This window comes from Actinomadura hibisca NBRC 15177 (genome assembly GCF_001552635.1).
Taxonomy (GTDB): domain Bacteria; phylum Actinomycetota; class Actinomycetes; order Streptosporangiales; family Streptosporangiaceae; genus Spirillospora; species Spirillospora hibisca.
The window spans coordinates 244498-262432 of the sequence record NZ_BCRO01000011.1 but is presented as its reverse complement, the minus strand read 5'-3'; the positions used below and the strand labels follow the sequence as shown (position 1 = coordinate 262432).

Here is a 17935-nt window from a genome sequence, read left to right as displayed (position 1 = left end):
GGTCCGCAGCCGTCCCACCTTGATCGGGAGACGGCATTGAGCAGGGAAGACCTGTCGCCGGAGCAGCTCCAGCACGAGATCAAGCGGCTCAGGGACAAAGTGGCCGTCTACGAGGACCAGATCGACTCCCTGTACGCCGGTGTGAAGGCGCGCGAACAGCAGATCGACCTGCTGAAGAACTCCGCCTCCTATCGGGTCGAACGGCTGGTCGTCCAGGCCGGTCGGCGTCTGGGCGGCCGCCTGACGGCGCTGCGCTGAGTTCGGGCGAGCGGACGGGTAGCAGTGCGGGCGTCATGCCCGCGTCACCGTCCCGGAAGGCGCCACCGCAGGAAATGCATGATGCGCTTTGGGATGGCCGCGGCCTAGCATGTGGGCGTGTGAGTGGAAGATTGCGGCAGGTCGCGACCGCCAATGCGCAGATCGTCGCCGACGGTGAGTACACGACCGACGATGGCGCGAAAGTCGTCGTGGGCCCGGCGTTGGAAGCAGCGATTTCCAACACCGTGAGCCATCCGCCTTACGGGCCGATCGATGTGCCCCGCGCGGCGATAGTCGACCGGAAGCCGTTCGAGGTGACCGACGAGGACAGCCTCCAGGCCGCGCGGCGGCTGCACCTGGCCGGGGCCGACCGGATCGCCGTTCTGAACTTCGCCTCCGCGCGCAATCCCGGGGGCGGCTATCTCGGCGGTGCCAAGGCCCAGGAAGAGGACCTCTGCCGCAACGCCCTGCTGTATCCCTGCCTCTTGCAGGCCCCCGACTACTACACCGCCCACCGCGACTCTCCCGATCTGCTCTACAGCGACCGCGTCATCTGGTCCCCGGACGTCCCCGTGCACCGCGACGGCGACGGCCGCCTGCTGGCCGAGCCGTACCTCGTCTCGTTCCTGACCTCTCCCGCGCCGAACGCCGGAGAGGTGCTGCGCCGGGACCCGAGCGTGCGGGACCGGATCCCGCGCGTCCTGCACCAACGCGCGGAACGGGTCCTGGCCGTCGCCGCCCACCACGGCGCGCGCCAGCTGGTGCTCGGCGCTTGGGGATGCGGTGTGTTCCGGAACGACCCGGACGACGTCGCCGAGGCGTTCCACGCCCACCTCACCGCAGGCGGGGCGTTCTCAACGCTGTTCGAGCGGGTGGTCTTCGCGGTCTGGGACCGTTCGCCCGACTCCGCCAACCGGAGGGCGTTCGCCGACCGGTTCACCCCGGCGGACGATTCGGCCCCCGGATCGCCCTGAGGGCCGCACGCGCCGTGGATCCACCGGCCTCCGACCAGACCGTTCAGCTCTTCGCGGCCAGGACGATGGCGGCCGTGGTGAACGCCGTCGTCGCTGGCCAGCCGAACCGTTCGACGGCCGTGGCGCCGAAGGCCGTCCCCAGGCTTCCGCCGACGAAGTAGACGAGCATGTACGCGCTGTTGAACCGCGCGGGCGCTGCGGCGTCGAGCGCGAGGACGGTGCTCTGGTTCGCGACCTGCGCGGCGAACAGCCCCGCGTCGAACAGCGCCAGGCAGGTCAGGGCCACGGCGGCGTCCGGGAGGGCGAAGCCGAGGACCACCGTCGAGGCTCCGGCGATGGCCAGGCCGATGAGGATCACGCGGCGTGCGCCCACGCGGTCGGTGTACCTGCCCGCGATCCGGGTGGCGGGAATGCCGAGCAGTCCGGCAAGGGCGTACAGGCCGATGCGTTCTGCCGAGTACGAGTAGGGAGGCTCCGACAGCGCCACCGCCAGCCCGGACCACAGCGCGCAGAACGCGAAGAACCACAGGGCGCCCCGGGTGGCGGCCGACCGCAACGCCGAGTGCCGGACGAACAGCCCCGGAATCGATCGCAGCGTGGCGAGATAGCCGCGCTCGGCTCCCGGCCGGGTGCTCGGGACCACCAGCGGCAGGCCCACCGCGACGGCCGCGCAGACCCCGGCGAACACCATGAGCGTTCCGCGCCAGCCGATCGTTTCCGCGAGCCAGCCGCCGACGATCCGGCCGGCGAGGATGCCCGCCGATATCCCGGCCGTCACGATCCCCAGCGTCGCCGCGCGCCGATGGGGGAGCGCCAGCCGACCGACGACCGAACTGACGCCTGCGCCGACCGTCGAACAGGCCCCGATGACGCCGATCGTGGCACCCAACGCCCAGACATCACCGACGACGGCGCTCAACAACAAGGCGACCGCCAGGACGCCGACCTGAGCCGACAACACCCGCCTCGGCGGAAACCGATCGACCAGCGGAACCAGCAGACCAAGCCCGACGAGATACCCCAACGGCCCGCAGGCCAGCGCCGTCCCGACGGCGGCGAGCGAGGCGTCCAGCGAGTCCGCGACATCGGCGATGGCGGGCTGCAACGGATAGATCGTCGCCGTCCCGAGCGCGGCCGCCAGCGAGAGGAACCAGACGACGGGACCGGCCGGTTCGTGACGCCGATCGACATCAACAAGATCATTTTTCATGCGTGCGTGCGTCGAGGACGTGCAGCGAGTCGCCGTGCTTCCAGTTGGGCCACATCATCGTCACCCGGCCGCCCCCCACGTCCAGCCCGTCGACCGCGGGGCCGTCCAGCGCGGGGCACCGGTCTTCAGATCGACGGCGCTCAGGCGGCGACCGTCAAGGAGGACGCCCAGTCCGCCGCCGGTGGTGACGCCATTGTCCAGGAACGCCGCCGAGACACCGGCGGTGCGCCACAGTTCGCGGCCGTCGACGAGGCCGACCGCCGCGACGTCGGCGCAACTCTTGGCCCGCGTCGGCCTCGCCTGGCGGTAGGCGATCAGGGCGATCCCGACAGCGGCCACGAGCGTCCAGACGAGCACCACACGACCACCCCGACAGACGGCCTCCCACCACAACATGGGGAAGAACGGTGCTTCACTCCACTGCAGCAGCGGCGCGACATCGCCATCCGGTACGGCAAGGAACGCCGTGTGGACGTGATCGCGTCGAGAGCGCGCACGGACGGCCATGGTGTCCCATCTCAGTTTCGTGGCAGTAGGTCGGCCAGCCAGCTCGCGATGGGAATGCCCGGTTCCTCCAGTTCGGCCAGATCGAGAACGTCGCCGTTGTCAATGATCTGAGCCGCGCGAACGTGAGAGTAGCCGTGCGCGGGCCAGTGCCCCATGCCCATGAGCAGGTGCCGCAGATGGTGCGGGATGGTGTGGCTGACACCGACCGGGAACGGCCCTGCCACACCCACCGCAGTGAACGGGCAGATGTGCGCGGCGGCCATGGCCTGGTGGTCGCGGATCTGCTCGGCGAGCCGGTCGGGAGCCGCGCGGAACGGCAGGGACGACACGTTGACGATCATGCGCCCCACGGCGTCCGCGTCGAGCAGCACGATCACCTCGACCAGCCCGCTCTGACCGAGCAACTCCTTGCGGGCGATGTCGAACAGCAGGTCGGTGCGGTAGTCCAGCACCTCTGTAGTGAGCACGGCTCAACCCTGCGCGGTGGCCAGGACGCGGGCGATACGGCGGGTGGCCAGGGCCTTCTCGGTGACCGGGGCGATCGTCTGCCCCCATGGCCACTGGAAGTCCCCGCCCTCGATCCGGACGGTTTCGGTGAGCCGCGCGGCCTCGGGGTTGGTGACCACCAGTTCCAGGCGGTCGGGGGTCTCGGTCATGCGGGTGCGGAGGTGCTCGCTCTCCAACTGGGCTGCCAGTTCGCACAGATGATGCATCACGTCCATGAGCTGGGACTCCTCGGGAGTGTGAACAGGCGATTTCCCAAGAAGTTAGGGAAGTGTCTGTGGTCCAAGCCACAAACTTGCGATGACTTGCGCGCCTATCCGAGCGCCTCGATCGCCGAGGTGATGAGCGAGCGCGCTTCGCTGCCCGAGACCGCCAGGTCCGACATCTTCCCGAACGCCTTGACATAGAGACCGATCTCCGAGGGTGCAGTCACCGTGACCTGGGCTGACAGCAACTCCACGTGCACCCGGTGGTCATCAAAGATGGTGAAGGTCTCGACTGGCCACATCTCTCGCTGGCTGGCCGAGAATGGGATGACCGTCAGCGAGACCGAGGGCAGCGACATCATTGCGAGCAAGTGCCCGAGCTGGCCCGCCATGGCCTCGGCGTCGCCGATCCGGTGCCGCAGGACGCCTTCCTCCAGGACGATCCCGAAGCGGTGGTCTCCCTCGTACAGGACCCGGTTGCGTGCTATGCGCACCTCGACGGCCTGCTCCACCTCGTCAGGCACGCCAAGGAAGCTGGTGATGCTGCCCAGCAAGGCCGTGGCATAGGCAGGGGTCTGGAAGAAGCCCGGCACCACGTTGGAGCTGTAGACCCGGGTCAGCCGGGTCTGTTCATACAGCGGGACACGCGACTCCTGGATGCGACGCAGGCCGCTGCGGTTGAGCCGCTTCCACTCGATGTACGCCCGCTCGGCGGTACGGGAGGCAGCGATCAGATCGGGGATCTGCTCCTCGGCTCCGCAGACCCGGCACCAGGTGCGGATGTCCTCTTCCGTGAGCGCCTGCTTGGCCGACTCGATGCGGCTGGTCTTGGATTCGTGCCAGCCTGCGGCCTCGGACAGCGCCCGTGCGGTGAGCCGAGCGTCCAGCCGGATCTCACGGACCCGTGCCGCCAGCTCACGGCGTGCGCGCTGGACGCCCGACGATGGTGAGACAGCCATGGATGATCAGGCGGGCCGGTAGTCCTCGTGGTCGATGGCCCGATCCCATACCGCCTCGAAGGCTGAGGCGCACAGCTTGGCCAGCTCCGGGTCGTCCGACAGTTCGTCCTGGACGATCTCGCCGTTTCCTGAGAAGTGGTGAATGCGCACCAGGCGATCGTCGAAGAGCCAGAAGTCATGGGCGGGCAGCACCAGCCCCACGGCCTGCCGCCGAGGTAGCCAGCGCACCTGCTCTCCGGCGGCAAGGTTGAGGTCCTCGGTGGACTCATACTCGAACCGGATGAAGTCGCTGAGCGGTTCGGAGACCACACGGGCCCGGCGGAACATCACCCCCCTGGCCGTGTGCCGACGGACGGTCTCGTGCCAGCTCGGTAGCAGTGGCGAAGGCAGCGGCCTGCCCGCCTTCCACTCCAGGAACAGGGGGTCGCTCGGCGTGTAGGCGTCGCGCATCTCCAGGTGCACCGCCGAGCGCTCGGTCTGCGCGATCAGCTCACTGAACGGCGGGATCTTCGATGGCAAGGAGCGCCTCCAGGATCGGGGCTTTCATGCGGGCGGGCAGCCGTAGCACCGTCTCGTCGTCGCCGATCGGACTGTGTGCGCCGACCTGCTCGAGGACCGTGGCGTCGGTGACCGTCCAGCCCTGGAACACCAGGTCGCCGGTCTCCTCGTCCACGAACACCGCCGGGCAGTGGTCGCCATTGGTCTCGGGGTCGATCGTCAGGAAACGTAGCCGCATCACGAGCCTCCAGGATCGGGAGTTGCGACAGCTTGCGAGCACCTTGGCCACCCTCACCCGGACAGGCGACCGCAGTCAAGGAAAAGGGCCCAGAACACCGCAGCGTCCTAGGCTGGTTCTCTCCTTGCAGACTGTCCGTAACTCTCTCAGGGGGCGATGGCCGTCCCGCTGAGTCGGCTTGGCAACTGGCTTGAGCCCCACGAGGACGGGTCTCGGCTCGGGGACGGGCGGGGCGGTTTCAGCCTTGACGGGCTGTAGCCGACGGTATCTGGCGTGGTCAGGTGGGTTGGGTGCTGGCGGCGGTGTGGCCTGCGGGTGTCACCGTTACGGCCAGCAGGCGTTCGTCGCGCAGGTCGCGTTCGCGGCGGATCAGGTCGGCGGCCTCCAGGCGTTTGAGCAGGGGCGACAGCGTGCCCGGCTCCAGTTGGAGCAGGCCGCTCAGCTCCTTGACCGACAGCCGCTGGTGTTCCCACAACGCCAGCATCACCAGGTACTGCGGATGCGTCAGCCCCATCGGCTCACGTTCGCTGCGGTCGTAGGGCCGTCCCTCTCGCCATGCTCGGTAGGGGGTCTCCCATGGAGTAGGCGTCCCGCAGTTCCAGGTGGACGGCGGAGCGTTGGGCGCTGGCGAGCAGGCCCGTGAACTCCTCAAGCGTCGTGGACGCCCTGGTCACCGGTGGCCAGCCTGAAGAACTGCGTCATGCGGTCGGGGAGCTGATCGACATTGTCGTTCGAACTATTGGCTCTCCTGTCCGATGACAGCGAATCGTCCTCTGGCGCAGTCGTGACCTGTGGTGAGAAGTCTTCAGTGGCGGACTGAGCGGTGGCGAGGAGTCCTCATGGTGGGGGGCGGTGGGTGGCTTGCCATTGGATCTTGCCCGGTGTTGGCGGGCATCTGAGGGGCTGGCGCATGGTCGTGAGGCGACGTGTCGGTTGTGTCAATCGGCCGTGCCGGCGTGCACGGCGATGATTCGCCAGCCGTATCTGTCGTCGTGCAGCCACGTGCGGGTGTATCGCATCCTGGCCGCGAAAGGCGTCCCGGAGACGGTCCCCTCGACGGTGCCGAGAAACCAGGTCACCCCGGTACGTCCTTCGGCGAATACGGTCAACTCTTCCTCGGCCACCTTCGTCAGCACCTGCGCCCGAGTGCGGTGCATCTCCAGATCGTCGGCCTTGGTCTGAACGTTGGCGCCGAAGGTGAAGATCAGCCGATCGTCCAGCAGCCGGTCAAGTGCCTCGACATCTCCAGCCAGCTGCGCGGCTTGGAGTCGGCGTTCGGCGTCCCGCAAGTCTTCCATGAGGGTCACCCTCCCAGTCGGCGCCGTAGCCGCACCACAGTGTTCACGTTCGGCTGATCTTCGCAGTCTGTCCCACGGACTCCCGATCGCCGAGGGGACGCTGCGGAAAACGGAGTGGCAGAACCGACAGCGAGAGCAAGATTCACCGGCGCAGAGGAAACCCAACTGGCACGGGACGTCTCCGTCATGGTCGCCTGTCTTGCTGAGGTGTGCGCGGGAATGCTCGGTTCTCGCGTTGTCTCGTGGAGATCTCAGGTGGGTTGGGTGCTGGCGGCGGTGATGACTTGGGTCAGGGTCCGGTGCAGGTCTTGGAGTTCTTCCAGGCTCATGCCCAGGCGTTCCATGATCGTGGCGGGGATCTTCTCCGCCTGTTCGCGTAGGGCTTGGCCTGCGGGTGTCACCGTGACGGCCAGCAGGCGTTCGTCGCGCAGGTCGCGTTCGCGGCGGATCAGGTCGGCGGCCTCCAGGCGTTTGAGCAGGGGGGACAGCGTGCCCGGGTCCAGTTGGAGCAGGCCGCTGAGCTCCTTCACCGACAGCCGCCGGTGTTCCCACAACGCCAGCATCACCAGGTACTGCGGATGCGTCAGGCCCATCGGCTCCAGGATCGGCCGGTAGTGTGCGAGCACGGTGCGCGAGGCGACCACCAGGGCGAAGCACACCTGGTTCTCCAGGGCGAGCGGGTTGGGGGCGTTACTCAGATCACCGGCCACGGGACCTCCAGGCGGGGCGTTTCTCGGCTATAAAGATAGTACGGCAATGATTGGTGCACCAAGTATTGGTGCGCGAATCGATGCCCGGCCGCCGCCCCAGCGAACCGAGGAGACCGGATGCCCCTCCGACGACCGTCCTTCCTGCCGTCCCTGGACGAGCTGGAGGACCAGGCGCTGAAGAACTCGACCCGGCGCACCCGGCCCGGCTCCCAGTTCGATCACCCGGTGGCGAAGAACCTGCTGATCGTCGGGCTGGTGCTCACCGTCGTGGCGCACATCGTCGGCGGCATCCTCTTCGCGATCATCGGATTCTGAGCGCCGGACTCGGCTCGGTGCCGGTGTTGGCGAAGGTGGCCCGGTAGGTGTCGCGGATCCACGCCAGGTGCGGGGCCGGGTCGCCGGGGTCGGTGTCGCTCGGACGGTTCCAGTTGAGGATCGAGTCCCGTTGCGGATCGGCGGTGTCGCGGGGGCGGCCGGTTCACCGCCGGTCCGTAGGAGCCGATCTGGATGAGCGCCTGCTTGTTGACGTAGTCGCGCGAGCCGGTTCAGGTCAACGGTTTCCCGGGGATGATCCTGCGGCTCGGCGGGGAGATCGACGGCGCGGTGGCGGCCTCGTCACCGGGCTCTACTTCGTGCGCAATCCCGAGAAGTCGTCGTGCGCGGAGCAGGAGATGATGCTGAGCCGTTGAGGTTGCTCGGCCTGGCCGGACGGCTTCTGCCTCTTCCGATGCCCCGAACGCTTCGCGGTTCGGTCGGCATCTCAACGGTGGTGGTGCGGTGCGGGCCTCCGCACGCGCGCGAGCGCGTGCGGAGGCCGCGGCGTTCGCCGCCTGCCGGTCAGGCCGTCCAGACGGTCTTGACCGGGCTGCAGATCTCCCAGGTCCAGCTGTTGTCGACGCACTCCTGGACGGTGATCTTCCGCAGGCCCGCGCCGCCCTGGTTCGTCCAGGTGTGGTTGCGGCTGTCGGCCGCCACGTTCAGCTTGGTCTTGGTGATGCGGCCGGCCACGGTGCCGTACTTGATGACCCAGACGTAGGCGCCCTTCTGGTCGGCGGCGGTGTCCTTGGCGGTGACGTGCACCTCGGCCTTGTTCGCGCTGAGGGTGCGGCTCTTGCCGGAGGTCGCCACGCCGGCGGCCCCCGGCTGCAGGGTCCAGCTCTTCCACGGGCCCGCGGCGCGCGCGCCGACGGACGCCTCGGCCTGGGCGGGCGTGGCCAGGCCGACGGCGGTGGCGGCGGTCGCGCCGACGACGAGGGTGGCGAGCATTGCACGGGCCGACTTGTATGAGCGCATCGGGAGCCTCTCGTTGCTTGGGGGGTGGTCGCGGTCCTGATTTTCCGCCGTGCCGGGCACGGTCCGACCGGACCAAGATCATTATTAGCACGGAACTCGTTCTTCACGGAATCCGTAATATTTGGATTCGCTAAGCTTCGGCCCCATGACGTCCGGTGACTCCGACGACCGGCCGGGCCGGGACGAGGCGCTCGCGCAGCTGGCGGTGCAGGGACGGCTGCTGCATCTGGCGATGATGGGGCTGTCGACCGCCGCGGCCGCGCGGTTCGGGCTGCAGGTGATCGACCAGCAGTGCTCCGGGCTGCTGCACCAGACCGGCCCGATCAGCGTGGGCCGCCTGGCCGAACTCGCCGGCCTCACCCCCAGCTCGGTCACCGGCGTGGTCGACCGGCTGGAACGCGCCGACCTCCTGCGCCGCGAACCCGACCCGCACGACCGCCGCAAGGTCATCCTCGTCCCCCTGCGGTCGGTCGAGATCGAGGAGGTCTTCCAGCCGCTCGCCCAGCGGTTCCAGGCCATGTACGCCCGCTACGACGACCAGGAACTGGCGCTGCTGAACGACTTCCTGCTGCATATGACCGACAACATCCGGGCGCACATCACCACCTTGCGCACCCGGCGCTCACCCGACCCGGCCATCGGCTCCTGAGGAGCGCGGCCGGTGCCGGGACGCGCGTAGGGGCGCACGCCGGGCCGCGCGGCGCTCTCCGGGCGTCCGTCAGGGGCGCGGCGCCGGTCCGAGGGCCAACACCGTCGAACGCGCCAGCATTCGCCGCAAGCAGTTCCGCGCCGTCGCCACCCGCTACGACGAGCGCGCCTACACCTTCGCCGTCCTGCTCATCTGGCTCCGCAACTGATCCAAGAAACAGGCTCTAGCTCTGCGGGACGTCCTTGACGAACACGAGCCCGTCGATGCTTCCCAGGTGGGACGGGTCGAACGAGGCGTAACCGAACCAGGGGGAGACGCGGTGCGCGGGTCGCGTGTCGCCGAGGGCGGTGGTCAGCCGCGAGGTGTCGATGACGTAGCGGTCTTCGGGGAGCGCGTACAGGAGACCTTCGACGGTGTCCGACGGCGGGACGTCCACACCCTGGTGCCGGATCGTGCCGAGGGCCATGGCCACGAAGGCGTACTCCTCGCCGAGCCGGACGTTCACCAGCGCACCGGCGCTCCACCACTCCAGCGGCATCCCGCCCATCTGCATGGAACTCTTCTCCCGCTGGAGGTGGGAGTTGTGGGCGTAGACGAACGCCGGACCGTGGGCGGCGACGGCGAGCAGGTTGTGGGCCATCATCTGGTCCCGCACGCTCAGCAGCCAGGTCAGGCGGGCCGGTGAGGTGTCGGCCATCCAGTGGTGGTAGCGCAGCAGGCCGGTGGCGGTGCGCGCGTACAGGTGCGCCCGGTCCAGGTCGTCCTGCGAGGTGACCGCGAGCAGGTGCGGCGTCTGCGCTTCGAGCAGCGCCGCCAGGTCGTCCGCGAGCAGCCGCAGTTGAGCGGCCTCGGCCGACTGGCCGATGGACTGGGACGGGTCCATCATCGCGGCGGGATTGGTCCACCGGTCGTCGTCGCCGAGCAGGTGGTCGAGCTTTCCGGTGGTGCAGGGGAGCAGCGTCGCGTCCATGTGGGTTGCGAGGAAGCCGTGGAGCGCGGTGAGGGCCTGCCGGGGGCTCGCGGCGTGGGTGATCTCCAGCGGGCCGTCGAACCCGGCGAAGCGGACCTGCTCGGACGCAGGCCGGTCGTCGTTGTAGGCGTGCATCCAGCGCACGAGCTCGCGGTTGGCGGGGGAGGAGACGCCCCATTCGTGGCTGAACCCGCGCTCCACGACCTCGTCGAGGGTGCCTGGGCCCGAGGTGACGTAGTCGTCCACGATCAGGCCCGCCAGGCAGTCGCTTTCGAGCGCGATCGTGCGGTAGCCCTCCTGCTCGACGAGCTGGCGGAAGAGTTCGTTGCGCATGTCGAGCAGGCTGTCCTCGCGGTGGGTGGGCTCGCCCAGGGCGAGCAGCCGGGGCCGGTGGGGGAGGAGTCCCATGATGGAGGCGGCTTCGACGGCGTGGGCTGCGTTCTTGATGTCAATAGCCATGCCTTAAACGGTATCGTTGAACCTTCGATTGAAACTTAGACGCAATATCCTCGGGATTATGGCTCTGAACCCTCAAAACGGTGTGCAGCTCAGGCCGGTGGACCTGGCGCGCGAACACGGTCTGTCCACGCAAGCGGTCAGGAACTACGAGGAGGCGGGCATCCTTCCGGCCGCCGGTCGCACGCCCAGCGGCTACCGCACCTACACCCCGCTGCATGCCCTGGCCCTCGCCGCCTTCCTGGCCCTGATCCCCGGCCACGGCCACCAGACGGCGACGTCGATCATGCAGGCCGTGAACCGGGGCGCGGTCGATGAGGCGTTCCATCTGATCGACGAGAGCCACGCCCAGCTCCTCGAAGACCGGCGAACCCTTCAGGCGGTGGAGACCGCCCTTCGTGACCTGGGGTCCACGGCGATGTCTGACGGGACGTCCACCGTGCCCGGCGGCACGTTCGTCGGGCCGCTGGCGCGGAAGCTCGGCATCCAGCCCGCGACGCTGCGCAAGTGGGAGCGCGCCGGGCTGGTGCACCCGCGCCGCGACCCGCAGACCGGATACCGCGTCTACGACGAGGCCGCCGTGCGGGACGCCCGGCTCGCCCACCAGCTCAGGCGGGGCGGCTACCTGCTGGAGCAGATCGCGCCGCTGCTCGCCCAGGTACGGGCGGCCGGTGGGCTGGAGCCGCTGGAGGCCACACTGCGCGACTGGCATGGACGGCTGGCCGATCGTGGGCGCGCGATGTTGTCCGGGGCCGTCGAACTGGAGACGTACCTGCGAGAACACGAATGAACCAAGATGCATAAAGAGTTCATATAAGACTGTTATGCTTCAGTCATGAGTCGCCGAGATGTCACGCACGGCGCTTCCGAGGCCATCGGGTCGGCCCTCTACGGTCTGGCCACCAGGGCCGTGAGACGCCTTCCCCGCGACATGAGCCTGACGTCCGCCGCCACCCTGGCCACCCTGGACAAGACCGGGCCGCGACGGATCACCGATCTGGCGGTGGCCGAGGGCGTCACCCAGCCCGCGATGACCGTCCTGGTCCGGGTGATGGAGGAATCCGGGCTGGTCGAGCGGAAGGGCGACCCGTCCGACAGGCGGGTCACGCTGGTGTGCCTGACCGAGGCCGGCGCGTCGTACGTCCGGACGCGACGCCAGGCGGGCGTCGACGCGTACGCGCGGCTGATCGACGAACTCACCGGTGACGAGATCGAGGCCCTGGCGGCGGCCCTTCCGGCGCTGCTGCATCTGGCGGAACTCGAAAGCCAGGCCCGAGAGGAGCCGGACCGGTGAGCGCGGCCCAGCCGGTGAGCACTGCCCCGATACGTTCCGAGGCACGTCTGCTGGTCCCCGCCCTGATATTCGTCGCCCTGGTCGTGGCGGCGGTCGCCAGCCTCGGGACGCCGCTCATCACCAGCGTGGCGACCACGTTCCACGTCTCCCTCGACAGCGCGCAGTGGACGCTGACCATCGCCCTGCTCAGCGGCGCCGTCGCCACGCCCGTCCTCGGCCGGCTCGGAGCCGGTCCGCACCGGCGGGCCACGATCCTCGCCACGCTGGCGGTCGTCGTCGTCGGCAGCGCGTTCACCGTGCTGCCGCTGCCGTTCGCCTGGCTGCTGGTGGGCAGAGCGGCTCAGGGCGTCGGACTCGGTCTGACGGCGCTGATGATGGGGGTGGCCCGCGACCATCTTCCCGAGGAGCGCAGCGCGGCCACGATCGCCCTGATCTCGGTGGTCTCCATCATCGGAGCCGGTGTCGGCTACCCGCTGGCCGCGCTGCTCGCTGAGTTCGGCGGGCTGCGGGCCGCCTACGGCTTTGGTCTGCTGGTCACCGCCGTCGCCTTCGTGACCGCGTGGCGCTCCATGCCCGCGGCTCCCGAAGGCCGTTCCGCCCACGTGAACGTGGCCGGTGCGCTCCTCCTGGCGGGCGGACTGCTTCTCGTCCTGTTCCTGGCCGGCGAGAGGAACCTGTGGAGCCGGCACCTCGCCGTGGCGGTGGCCCTTGCCGTCGCCGCCGTGCTTCTGCTGTGCGTCTGGACCGTTTTCGAACTGCGGGCCAAGACGCCCCTGGTCGACGTCCGGGCGGTACGGCACCCGGCGGTCGCCGGGGCGAACATCGCCATGTTCGTCGGCGGGAGCGGCATGTACCTCCTGCTCACGCTCATCACCCGCTACGCGCAGACGCCGCACGGCACCGGCTACGGCTTCGGACTGAGCACCTTCGTGGCGGGGCTGGTCCTCATCCCGTTCTCCGTGCTGGGGTTCATCGCGGGCAAGCTCACGCCGCGGGTCCGCGAACGGATCGACGGCCCCCTGCTCCTGGCAGGCAGCGCGGCCATCGTCGGCGGCGGGTTCGTCCTGTTCGCCGCCGCCCGGTCCAACCTGGCCGAACTGCTCGCGGCCATGGGCGTGCTGGGCTTCGGCGTCGGCGGCTTCTCGGCCGCCATGCCCGGCGTCATCCTGGCCGTCACCCCCGAGAGCGAGACGTCGAGCGCCATGGGCTTCAACTACGTCGTCCGCAGCGTCGGGTACTCCCTGGGCAGCGCCATCGGCGGTCTGGTCCTGGCCGCCGGCACCGTCACGGGCCGCCTCTTCCCGAACGACGACGCCTACACGACCGCGGCGCTGGTCGGCGTCGCCGCGATGGCGATCACGGCGATGGCCTGCCTCGCCCTCGCCCGCCGACGCCCACTCGAGACCGAGCCGTCTCCGTCGGCTCGCTGACCCATAGCGCTCCGGCCATACTTCTGAGCATCGATTCCGAACACAGGAGGTAATTGTGGCCAAGGGCTACTGGGTCAGCGCCTACCGCACCATTGCGGACCCCGAGAAGCTGGCCGCCTACAACAAGCTGGCCGGTCCAGCCGTCAGGGCCGCTGGCGGACGGCTGCTCGCCCGCGACGGCCGGGTCGTCGCACACGACGCCGGAATCGCCGAGCGCACCGTCCTGATCGAGTTCGACAGCTTCGAACAGGCGGTCGCCGCACATGAGAGCGCGGCCTACCAGGAGGCGCTGGCGGTGCTTGCCGACGGCGTCGAGCGCGACTTCCGCATCATCGAAGGCTTCGACTGACGACCGAGGCCGTCGTCGCCGTAGGCGGCGGAGTTGGTCAGGCGGGTAGGTGTTCCCAGGCGAAGTCCGGCAGCAGCAGGTCGTGGTTCTCCTCGCCGTCGCCGCCCGGCCAGCCCGGTAGCTGGTTGCTCCAGATCAGGTGGCGGACGGTGCCGGGGCGCTTGATCGAGCCGAGGTGACGGTGGAACTCGCGGATCACCGGGCGGTTCGCCCTGTCGGCCGCCCACGTCTCGAACAGCACCGAGGTTGATGGGGGAGCCGTTCCGTGGACGTGTCGCCACGTCTTCTCGCTGCTCACCACCGTCCCGCGCCGGGGCGCGATCGCCTTCAGCGCCGTGAAGGCGCGTTCCAGGGCCGAGCCCGGCGGCAGCGTGACCAGGCCGTCGGCGATCCCGCCCTCCAGCGAGCGGAAGGTGATCAGCGCGCTGTAGGCCGGGTGGTAGAAGAGCTGCTCGATCACGCCCGCCGACGGGATCAGCGCCGGGTTCTGGGCGACCACCGACAGCCGGTTGCCCAGGCCCAGCGAGTTGCCGCCGGTGGTGCACTTGTAGACGACGATCTTGAGGTTCAGTCCGGCCAGGTCCCGGGCCTTCTTCAGCGCGGCGGCCGTCGGGCCGCTGCTGTTGGTGTACAGGCAGTCGTAGATCACAATGCGTTCGGCCCGGCTGACGTCGACCAAGCCGTGCAGCAACGTCTGGTTGAGGCCGTTGATGCCGGTGCTGTAGGCGGCCAGGACCCGGGTCCGGTAGGTGACCGGACGGCCCACGGCGGTCTCCAGCAGGCGGCGCAGGTCGGTCTCGGCGATGCCGACGCCCCAGCGGCGCGGCTGCTGCCGGTTCGGCTCGACGCCCGGCACCAGGATCAGCGCCGACGGCTCGGTCCGCGCCGCCACCGCCGTCCGCAACCCGTGCCGGTTCATCTCGACGCCGACGCCGTACAGGACCGAGACCTGGATCGGGCGATCCCACGGCTGGTCAGGCCTCAGCGTCGCCGCGTGCGCCGTCGTCGAGGGGGAGAGGAACAGCCAGGACGAGTGCGTGTCGGCCTCGCTCGCCGGGATGTTCGTTTGGAGGTTCGGTTCCCGCAGCAGGGGGTTGAAGCGGGGGTTGGCCTTGTTGCGGATCGGCTGGCGCAACGTCTGCGGCGTCTCGACCACGCCGCCGCCCGGCCCGGTGGTCACGGTGGTGAACCGGCTCTTGGACAGCAGCGGCGTCCCGCGCGGCTGGGCCGGGTCGATGGTGGCGGGCGTGTTCCTGGGGCCGAACTCGTCGGCGGTGTAGGCGTCCAGGATCAGCGAGGCGGGCATGGCGCGTGGTTCCACGAACGCTCCTAGCGGTGGGCCGGGGCCCCGGCCCGGAGGCCGGGGCCGCGCCGGGTCACGCCTGCTGGCCGGTCTTGGGGTCGTACTTGACCTGGACGGCGGCGACCTGGTCGGTCGGCAGGATCTCCACCCACTGGTCGAAGACCTGGTACGGCTCGGCGGGGCGGAACCCGCCCGACAGCGGGTCGAAGCCCGTCTCGAACGCCTCCTCGGTGGCCAGGGTGTTGGCCACGTCGGTGTTGGCGGCCTGCAACCCGCCGCCGACGATCTGGAGCACCTCGCCGACCTTCTTGCCCTGGTACTCGGGCGGGTCGCCGGGCTGGACGGGGTAGGGCAGGCCCAGCGCCGCCTCGCCCTCGACCTCGGCGAGCCAGGCGAGCGCGGCCAGCTCGTGGCCGGGCCGCACCGGCAGCACCGCCTTGACCCACGCGGCGTTGAGGAACTCGTTGCGCCGCTCGTCGCCGTCGTTCTGGACGAGCCAGCCCAGCGAGCTGCCCAGCGGGGCGGGCCGGGTGTCCTCGGTGATGAGGTAGTTCACCCGCCACTCGGGGACGGGCTGGCCCGACGGCCCGGCCGCGAACGTCTTGTCCGTGTGCGAGTACCAGCTCGCCACCGCGTCCCCGGCCAGGGGCGTCGTCTGGTCGGGGCCCCACGCGGGGGCGGGCACCGGGTACTTGCCGACGCTGTCCTGCGTCGGGTGCGCCACCGCGCCGGGCCGCCAGAAGTCGGGCGCGACGAAGTACAACATCTCGTCCACGTCGAAGATCTGCCGGATCAGCTCCGAGCCCAGGTGCGGGTCGTCGCCGAGCGACAACCGGCGGATGAGCTGCCCGAAGACGGTCTGCCGCTCCTCGCTGCGCAGGTCCTCGGCGCGCCGGGGCCGCATCGAGCTGACCAGCTTCAGGCGGTCCCGGACGGCGTTGGCGTACGCCTCGTGCTGGAGCTGGGCGACCTGCTTGGTGTAGGCGGCCTGCGCCTCGGCGTTGGCCTTGTCGATCTCCTGCATCGTCTGCTTGGTGGGCACGTAGACGAAGGAGGCGTCCAGCGGCAGGGACTTCTTGCGCTGCCAGTTGGCGTGCGTCAGGCGCAGCGCGAAGCTGTTCCTGGCCGGGTCGGGGTTGGTGCCGAGGTCGGGCGCGTCGGTGGTGAACTGGACCTGCGCGCCGTGGAAGTCGACGCCGGACAACTTGTGCAGCTCGAAGCCCGACGGCGGGGGCGGCAGCGTGTAGTCGAAGCGGAACTGGACGATGTCCTTCTCGCCGACGTCGGGGTCGAAGTACCCGTGGTTGATGTCGGCGCCCGGGTCGGCCTGGTAGGTGTTCTCCGCCTCGTCGTCGGCGCCCTGGTACAGGATGAACGGCACCGACAGCGTGTGGGTCACCTTCTGGTCGGCCGGGTACGGCACGGCGGCGGGCTTGGGGATCGTGGTCAGGTCCGGCGCGGGCACGACGTGCACCAGGTCGCCGAGCCCCAGGTCGCGGCCGGGGGCGTCGAAGTAGACCTGCCAGCTCAGCCGGGTGCCGATGTGCTGGAGCTGGACGCCGACCTTGCGCATCTTGCGCCGCAGCTCGTAGTTCACCAGCTCGTTGGTGGTGTTCTGCACCAGGTAACGGCGGCTGGAGGTGTCGGTGGTCTCCGACACCGTCCTGAACGTGGTCTTGAAGTTGCGCTTGATCTCGCTGGTGACCTTCGCGCTCTGCGTGCGCGAGTGCTTGTGGGTCTCCTCCGACGAGCGCCGGACCGTGGCCTGCGTGCTGAAGCTGGCGCTGGCGTCGGCGTGGTAGATCCCGGCGTTGACGCCGCCGGTGACGCTGACGCCGAGCTTGGTGTCGTTGGCGTTCTCCTCCTTGACGGCGTCGGCGACGTCGTCCTGCTCGGTCAGGCTCTCCTCGGATTTACGCGAGGACTCCTCCGACTGCTCGGCGGTCCGCTCCACCAGGGTGCGGCGCGTGCTGGTCTCCACGACCTCGACGGTGCCGCCGGGGCTGATCCACAGGTGCCCGGCGGGCGCGCCGAGGAAGGTGTCGAACTCGAAGAAGTACTGCCGGAACAGGTTCACCAGGCCGACGGGCGACAACACGCCCTGGGCGGCGGCGTCGAGACGTTCGGCGAGCGCGGCCAAGGCCTGCTCGTCCAGCGTGCGCGCGGCATGGCCGAAGAACGCGGTCTGGTCCAGCCCTTCGCCCGCGAACGTCCGCAGCGTGTTCTGCGCGCCGAACCACCCGGCCAGCGGCTGGTAGACGCCGAACACCTCGCTCGCGTACGGCAACGTCCCGGTGAAGTCGCTCACCGGACGGCCGTTGAACACCGGCGGCCCGGTGACCGGCGCGGTCAGCACCTGCACGTGGTTGGAGGGTCCGTTGGAGTTGGTGGCGAAGGGCACCGAGGACCACGGCTGGTTCGACGGGCCCTTGACCAGGAACATCTCGCAGGTCGACTCGGCGGCCGGGGCGACGAAGGAGATGGTCTGGGCGTTCTGGGAGGTGATGGTCCGGCCCACGTACTGGCGGCTGGAGGTCGCGTCGCGCTGGAGGAAGGAGTTGGCGAGCTGCGGGACGCCCGCGTAGGCGTCGGGGTTCTGCACGTCGACGTCGCGCGGCAGGCCGAGCGCGATGCGGTGGCCGGGCTGGAGGTCGCCGCCACCGCTCGGCTCGACCCGGTAGGACCAGATCTTGTAGGCCGCGCCCGCGCTGGGCATGGGCAGTGCGGTCTTTCCTGTGAACGTCACGACCAGAGCCATCGAAACCCCCGTTTCGGCCGGTTATCCCCGTGGCCCCCTAAATTCGCATGGAAATGGCTAGATCGGCGGTA

Annotated in this window: 22 protein-coding genes and 1 pseudogene; 8 read left to right on the top strand and 15 right to left on the bottom strand. The window is 69.4% G+C overall.

The features are described 5' to 3' along the window. The first annotated feature begins 36 nt into the window (after positions 1-36). Positions 37-258 (top strand): hypothetical protein, encoded by a 222-nt coding sequence (locus AH6_RS05545; RefSeq protein ID WP_067474535.1) that lies wholly within the window; start codon positions 37-39, stop codon positions 256-258. Between the two features lie 119 nt (positions 259-377). Continuing rightward, positions 378-1232 carry a TIGR02452 family protein gene (locus AH6_RS05540; RefSeq protein ID WP_067474532.1) on the top strand — a complete coding sequence of 285 codons (855 nt, stop codon included), beginning with the start codon at positions 378-380 and terminating at the stop codon, positions 1230-1232. A 43-nt stretch (positions 1233-1275) separates the two neighbouring features. On the opposite strand, the gene AH6_RS05535 is transcribed toward AH6_RS05540, so the two are convergent. The 11 genes and pseudogenes from AH6_RS05535 to AH6_RS05490 form a co-directional block, all read right to left on the bottom strand. Continuing rightward, positions 1276-2442: an MFS transporter gene (locus AH6_RS05535; RefSeq protein ID WP_067474529.1), complete on the bottom strand. Its 1167-nt coding sequence runs from the start codon at positions 2440-2442 to the stop codon at positions 1276-1278. A 60-nt stretch (positions 2443-2502) separates the two neighbouring features. Then, complete coding sequence (locus AH6_RS05530) at positions 2503-2949, bottom strand: hypothetical protein (RefSeq protein ID WP_157431282.1); 447 nt, start codon at positions 2947-2949, stop codon at positions 2503-2505. Between the two features lie 11 nt (positions 2950-2960). Continuing rightward, the gene (locus tag AH6_RS05525; protein WP_157431281.1) at positions 2961-3416 is read right to left on the bottom strand and encodes a hypothetical protein; all 456 of its coding nucleotides are present in this window, start codon (positions 3414-3416) and stop codon (positions 2961-2963) included. Between the two features lie 3 nt (positions 3417-3419). Beyond that, complete coding sequence (locus AH6_RS05520) at positions 3420-3671, bottom strand: hypothetical protein (protein WP_083982245.1); 252 nt, start codon at positions 3669-3671, stop codon at positions 3420-3422. Positions 3672-3766: 95 nt separating this feature from the next. After that, positions 3767-4618, bottom strand: coding sequence for a helix-turn-helix domain-containing protein (locus tag AH6_RS05515; RefSeq protein ID WP_067474521.1), 852 nt, complete (start codon positions 4616-4618; stop codon positions 3767-3769). 6 nt (positions 4619-4624) lie between these two features. Further along, on the bottom strand, positions 4625-5137 hold the full coding sequence (locus AH6_RS05510) for a DUF6879 family protein (RefSeq protein WP_067474509.1): 513 nt from the start codon (positions 5135-5137) through the stop codon (positions 4625-4627). Further along, complete coding sequence (locus tag AH6_RS05505) at positions 5109-5354, bottom strand: hypothetical protein (protein WP_067474506.1); 246 nt, start codon at positions 5352-5354, stop codon at positions 5109-5111. The genes AH6_RS05510 and AH6_RS05505 overlap by 29 nt, the downstream gene beginning before the upstream one ends. 307 nt (positions 5355-5661) lie before the next feature. After that, a pseudogene (locus tag AH6_RS05500) lies at positions 5662-5874 on the bottom strand (MarR family winged helix-turn-helix transcriptional regulator); the annotation flags it as partial. Then, positions 5873-6028, bottom strand: a complete 156-nt coding sequence (locus tag AH6_RS43450; RefSeq protein WP_157431280.1) for a hypothetical protein — start codon at positions 6026-6028, stop codon at positions 5873-5875. The gene AH6_RS43450 and the pseudogene AH6_RS05500, both read right to left, overlap by 2 nt. A 264-nt stretch (positions 6029-6292) precedes the next feature. Then, complete coding sequence (locus AH6_RS05495; protein ID WP_067474972.1) at positions 6293-6652, bottom strand: nuclear transport factor 2 family protein; 360 nt, start codon at positions 6650-6652, stop codon at positions 6293-6295. A 251-nt stretch (positions 6653-6903) separates the two neighbouring features. Then, positions 6904-7362, bottom strand: a complete 459-nt coding sequence (locus tag AH6_RS05490) for a MarR family winged helix-turn-helix transcriptional regulator (protein ID WP_245679189.1) — start codon at positions 7360-7362, stop codon at positions 6904-6906. A 117-nt stretch (positions 7363-7479) separates the two neighbouring features. Between AH6_RS05490 and AH6_RS05485 the strand changes: the two genes are divergently transcribed. After that, positions 7480-7677: a hypothetical protein gene (locus tag AH6_RS05485; protein ID WP_067474503.1), complete on the top strand. Its 198-nt coding sequence runs from the start codon at positions 7480-7482 to the stop codon at positions 7675-7677. A 522-nt stretch (positions 7678-8199) separates the two neighbouring features. Here the strand turns inward: AH6_RS05485 and AH6_RS05480 are convergent. Beyond that, positions 8200-8655: a hypothetical protein gene (locus AH6_RS05480; protein ID WP_157431279.1), complete on the bottom strand. Its 456-nt coding sequence runs from the start codon at positions 8653-8655 to the stop codon at positions 8200-8202. Between the two features lie 145 nt (positions 8656-8800). Here AH6_RS05480 and AH6_RS05475 point away from each other — a divergent pair, with 145 nt between their 5' ends. Then, positions 8801-9304, top strand: a complete 504-nt coding sequence (locus tag AH6_RS05475; protein ID WP_067474497.1) for a MarR family winged helix-turn-helix transcriptional regulator — start codon at positions 8801-8803, stop codon at positions 9302-9304. A 223-nt stretch (positions 9305-9527) separates the two neighbouring features. Here the strand turns inward: AH6_RS05475 and AH6_RS05470 are convergent, their stop codons facing one another. Then, positions 9528-10733, bottom strand: a complete 1206-nt coding sequence (locus AH6_RS05470; RefSeq protein ID WP_067474494.1) for an erythromycin esterase family protein — start codon at positions 10731-10733, stop codon at positions 9528-9530. Positions 10734-10791: 58 nt separating this feature from the next. On the opposite strand from AH6_RS05470, the gene AH6_RS05465 reads away from it, so the two are divergent. From AH6_RS05465 to AH6_RS05450, 4 genes are read left to right on the top strand one after another with little or no spacing between them, the layout of a single operon-like run. Beyond that, positions 10792-11520, top strand: coding sequence for a TioE family transcriptional regulator (locus AH6_RS05465; RefSeq protein ID WP_067474491.1), 729 nt, complete (start codon positions 10792-10794; stop codon positions 11518-11520). Positions 11521-11565: 45 nt separating this feature from the next. Next, on the top strand, positions 11566-12024 hold the full coding sequence (locus AH6_RS05460; protein ID WP_245679188.1) for a MarR family winged helix-turn-helix transcriptional regulator: 459 nt from the start codon (positions 11566-11568) through the stop codon (positions 12022-12024). Then, positions 12021-13454: an MFS transporter gene (locus AH6_RS05455; protein WP_218005719.1), complete on the top strand. Its 1434-nt coding sequence runs from the start codon at positions 12021-12023 to the stop codon at positions 13452-13454. The genes AH6_RS05460 and AH6_RS05455 overlap by 4 nt, the downstream gene beginning before the upstream one ends. A gap of 55 nt (positions 13455-13509) precedes the next feature. Then, the gene (locus AH6_RS05450; RefSeq protein ID WP_067474485.1) at positions 13510-13803 is read left to right on the top strand and encodes a DUF1330 domain-containing protein; all 294 of its coding nucleotides are present in this window, start codon (positions 13510-13512) and stop codon (positions 13801-13803) included. Between the two features lie 37 nt (positions 13804-13840). On the opposite strand, the gene AH6_RS05445 is transcribed toward AH6_RS05450, so the two are convergent. Both AH6_RS05445 and AH6_RS05440 read right to left on the bottom strand, forming a co-directional pair. Next, entirely contained in the window at positions 13841-15124 is a 1284-nt protein-coding gene (locus AH6_RS05445) for a hypothetical protein (protein ID WP_157431278.1), read from the bottom strand. 55 nt (positions 15125-15179) lie between these two features. Continuing rightward, positions 15180-17864, bottom strand: a complete 2685-nt coding sequence (locus tag AH6_RS05440; protein ID WP_218005718.1) for a hypothetical protein — start codon at positions 17862-17864, stop codon at positions 15180-15182. Between the last annotated feature and the right edge of the window lie 71 nt (positions 17865-17935).

Coding starts and splice junctions, on each gene's coding strand:
- AH6_RS05535 (WP_067474529.1), bottom strand. CDS start 2,442: ATGAAAAATGATCTTGTTGATGTCGATCGGCGTCACGAACCGGCCGGT.
- AH6_RS05530 (WP_157431282.1), bottom strand. CDS start 2,949: ATGGCCGTCCGTGCGCGCTCTCGACGCGATCACGTCCACACGGCGTTC.
- AH6_RS05520 (WP_083982245.1), bottom strand. CDS start 3,671: ATGGACGTGATGCATCATCTGTGCGAACTGGCAGCCCAGTTGGAGAGC.
- AH6_RS05515 (WP_067474521.1), bottom strand. CDS start 4,618: ATGGCTGTCTCACCATCGTCGGGCGTCCAGCGCGCACGCCGTGAGCTG.
- AH6_RS05505 (WP_067474506.1), bottom strand. CDS start 5,354: ATGCGGCTACGTTTCCTGACGATCGACCCCGAGACCAATGGCGACCAC.
- AH6_RS05495 (WP_067474972.1), bottom strand. CDS start 6,652: ATGGAAGACTTGCGGGACGCCGAACGCCGACTCCAAGCCGCGCAGCTG.
- AH6_RS05485 (WP_067474503.1), top strand. CDS start 7,480: ATGCCCCTCCGACGACCGTCCTTCCTGCCGTCCCTGGACGAGCTGGAG.
- AH6_RS05480 (WP_157431279.1), bottom strand. CDS start 8,655: ATGCGCTCATACAAGTCGGCCCGTGCAATGCTCGCCACCCTCGTCGTC.
- AH6_RS05475 (WP_067474497.1), top strand. CDS start 8,801: ATGACGTCCGGTGACTCCGACGACCGGCCGGGCCGGGACGAGGCGCTC.
- AH6_RS05470 (WP_067474494.1), bottom strand. CDS start 10,733: ATGGCTATTGACATCAAGAACGCAGCCCACGCCGTCGAAGCCGCCTCC.
- AH6_RS05465 (WP_067474491.1), top strand. CDS start 10,792: ATGGCTCTGAACCCTCAAAACGGTGTGCAGCTCAGGCCGGTGGACCTG.
- AH6_RS05460 (WP_245679188.1), top strand. CDS start 11,566: ATGAGTCGCCGAGATGTCACGCACGGCGCTTCCGAGGCCATCGGGTCG.
- AH6_RS05440 (WP_218005718.1), bottom strand. CDS start 17,864: ATGGCTCTGGTCGTGACGTTCACAGGAAAGACCGCACTGCCCATGCCC.